The organism is Kitasatospora sp. NPDC054768 (assembly GCF_053612025.1).
Genome location: NZ_JBSHBN010000111.1, coordinates 28,700 through 31,713, shown reverse-complemented (window position 1 = coordinate 31,713; position 3,014 = coordinate 28,700). Strand labels below are relative to the sequence as shown.

Here is a 3,014-nt window from a genome sequence, read left to right as displayed (position 1 = left end):
GTACTGAGCACGTCCACCCCTCACCCGACGGGAGCCGACCGCCCCATGGCAACACTGGCGAAGCCGAACCTGCCCAGGTTCACCGTGGAGATCTTCCAGAACGAGTACCTGGCCGACGGCGCCCGCGAGGTCAACGCCATCGTCACCGTCACCGCGACCGGCGGCGGCACCTCCGGCGGCCGGCCGCTCGGCTTCGCCGACGCCACCCCGGCGGGCACCGGCGCCGCGGCCGCCGTGGTCATCCTGGTGGACTGCTCGGGCTCGATGGACTACCCCAAGAGCAAGATCAACGGCGCCCGCGAGGCCACCGCCGCCGCCATCGACGCGCTGCGCGACGGCACCGCCTTCGCCGTGGTCGCCGGCACCCACGAGGCCCGCGACATCTACCCCGGCGACGGCACCCTCGCCACCGCCTCCGCCACCACCCGCGGGCAGGCCAAGGAGTCGCTGCGCCGGCTCACCGCCGCCGGCGGCACCGCGATGGGCACCTGGCTGGCCAAGGCCGACAAGCTCTTCCTCACCCGCCGCGACATCGCCATCCGGCACGCCGTCCTGCTCACCGACGGCAACAACGAGCACGAGTCCGCCGAGGACCTGGCCCGCACCATCGAACTGGTGACCGGCCACTTCACCGCCGACTGCCGCGGCGTGGGCACCGACTGGCGGATCGACGAGCTGCGCAGGATCTCCTCGGCGCTGCTCGGCACCACCGACATCGTCGCCGAACCCTCCGGCCTGGCCGAGGACTTCCGCTCGATGATGGCCGGGGCGATGGGCAAGCAGGTCGCCGACGTCGCCCTGCGGATCTGGACCCCGGCCAACGCCACGGTCAGGTTCGTCAAGCAGGTCGCCCCCGCGGTCGAGGACCTGACCTCCCGCCGCACCGAGGCCGGCCCCCGGGCCGGCGACTACCCCACCGGCTCCTGGGGCGACGAGAGCCGCGACTACCACGTCTGCGTCGAGGTGCCGGCCGCCTCGGTCGGCAACGAGATGCTGGCCGCCCGGATCAGCCTGGTGCTGCCCGACCAGGTCGCCGGCGGCACCCCGGAGGTACTCACCCAGGGCCTGGTCAAGGCGGTCTGGACCGACGACCTGGCCTCCTCCACCCGGATCAGCCCGCAGGTCGCCCACTACACCGGGCAGGCCGAGCTCGCCTCCTCCATCCAGGAGGGCCTGGAGGCCCACCGGGCCGGGGACGTCGACCGCGCGACCGCCAAGCTGGGCGCGGCCGTCCGGATCGCCCACGCGACCGGGAACGAGGGCACCTACAAGCTGCTCCAGAAGGTGGTGGACGTGGTGGACCCGAAGGAGGGTACGGTTCGGTTCCGTAAGAACGTGAGCGAGGCCGACTCGATGACCCTTGAGACCCGGTCGACCAAGACGGTACGTGTGAAGAAGTGACCGCTGAAGACGTGACCGGGCCGGCACCCCGGCGCGACGCCGCACCGAGCCGGCCCGAAACGAGGGGGACCTGATGCCGATCTGCCCGAGGGGCCACGAGTCGCAGGCCGAGGACTGGTGCGACTTCTGCGGCTTCCCGATGACTCCGCCGGCTCCCACGCCGGGGGCGCACGGAGGCTACCCGGGGGCGCCCGGGGCCGACCCCGCGCCCGGCGCGCACGCCGGACACCACCCGGGGTACGGCGGCGCGTCCTTCGGCGCTCCGCCGCCTCCGCCGCCGATGCCGCCGGGGGCCGTCCCCCCGGGAGCCGTCCCGCCGCCCGGGGCACCCCTGCCGCCCCCGGGCATGGTGCCCCCGCCCCCGCACGGGGCCGTCCAGCCCCAGGCCGGGCCACAGGGCCTCACCGCGGGCCTGGCCGTCTGCCCGATCTGCCGCAGCCCGCAGACCGGACGGTTCTGCGAGGAGTGCGGCTACGACTACGAGCTCTCCACGCCCTCGCGCCGCCAGGCGCCCGGCGCCGGCCACCTCCCGCCCGGCCCGGCCCAGCAGCCGCCGCTGAACATCCCGGCGGCCTACGGCGGCACCCCGCCGCAGGCCCCGCCCGGTCACGCCCCGGCCGGCCAGCCGCCGTTCGAACAGCCCCCGTTCGGCCAGCCGCCGTTCGGTCACGCCCCGGCCGGCCAGCCGCCGTTCGGAGAGTCACCATTCGGACAGCCGCCGGCCGCCCAGCAGGCCGTCGCGCCGCCCGTCCAGCAGCAGCCGCAGGCCCCCGGACACCCGCACACCTACGGCTACCCGCCCGCCCAGCCCGGCACCGGGCCGACGGCACCTCCCGGCCACCACGCCGGGGGCGAGGGGCCCGCGCCGGAGGGCGCGTTCCCCGACACCTCCGTGCGCGAGGACTCCGGCCCGGTCTACGCCCACCCGGCCGGCCCCGGCCCGAACAGCCGCGGCGGCGACTTCGGCACCTCCTTCCACCTGGCCCCGCCGCAGCAGGCACAGCAGGCACAGCCGCAGCAACCCCAGGAACCCGCCCCGGCCGAGCCGGTGCGGACCAACTGGATCGCCGTGGTCGCGGCCGACCGGGACTACTTCACCGAGATGATGGCCCGCAGCGGCCCCGAGGCGGCCGGCCTGTTCTTCCCGCCGTACTGCCCCGAGCGCCGGATCCCGCTGACCGGCCGCGGCCAGCTGCGGATCGGACGGCGCAGCCAGCACCGCGGCACGGTGCCGGAGATCGACCTGTCCGTCCCGCCGGAGGACCCGGGCGCCTCGCACCAGCACGCGCTGCTCGCCGAACAGGCGGACGGCAGCTGGGTCCTGGTCGACCAGGACTCGACCAACGGCACCACCGTGAACGGCGGCGCGGAGCCGATCACCCCGCACACCGCGATCCCGCTGAACGACGGCGACCGGATCCACGTCGGCGCCTGGACCACCATCACCGTGCACCGCGGCTGAAAGACCGCCACATCATTCCCTGATGGGCCATCAGCGCCAACTCCGGTCGGGGGGGGGGGGGGTGGTCCTAAGCCCGCCCCCGCGTTTTTTGTGTGGTGGTGAAAAAATAAACAAAAAATAAGGGCCGAAGTTTGAAAAGTGAGAACGAGGG

2 protein-coding genes are annotated in these 3,014 nt (G+C 74.5%); both read left to right on the top strand.

The genetic code is table 11. The features are described 5' to 3' along the window. Positions 1-45 precede the first annotated feature (45 nt). Positions 46-1,401 carry a vWA domain-containing protein gene (locus ACWGKU_RS27935; RefSeq protein WP_452180875.1) on the top strand — a complete coding sequence of 452 codons (1,356 nt, stop codon included), beginning with the start codon at positions 46-48 and terminating at the stop codon, positions 1,399-1,401. Positions 1,402-1,747: 346 nt separating this feature from the next. Further along, positions 1,748-2,863, top strand: a complete 1,116-nt coding sequence (locus ACWGKU_RS27930) for an FHA domain-containing protein (protein WP_452180876.1) — start codon at positions 1,748-1,750, stop codon at positions 2,861-2,863. The last annotated feature ends 151 nt before the right edge of the window (positions 2,864-3,014 follow it).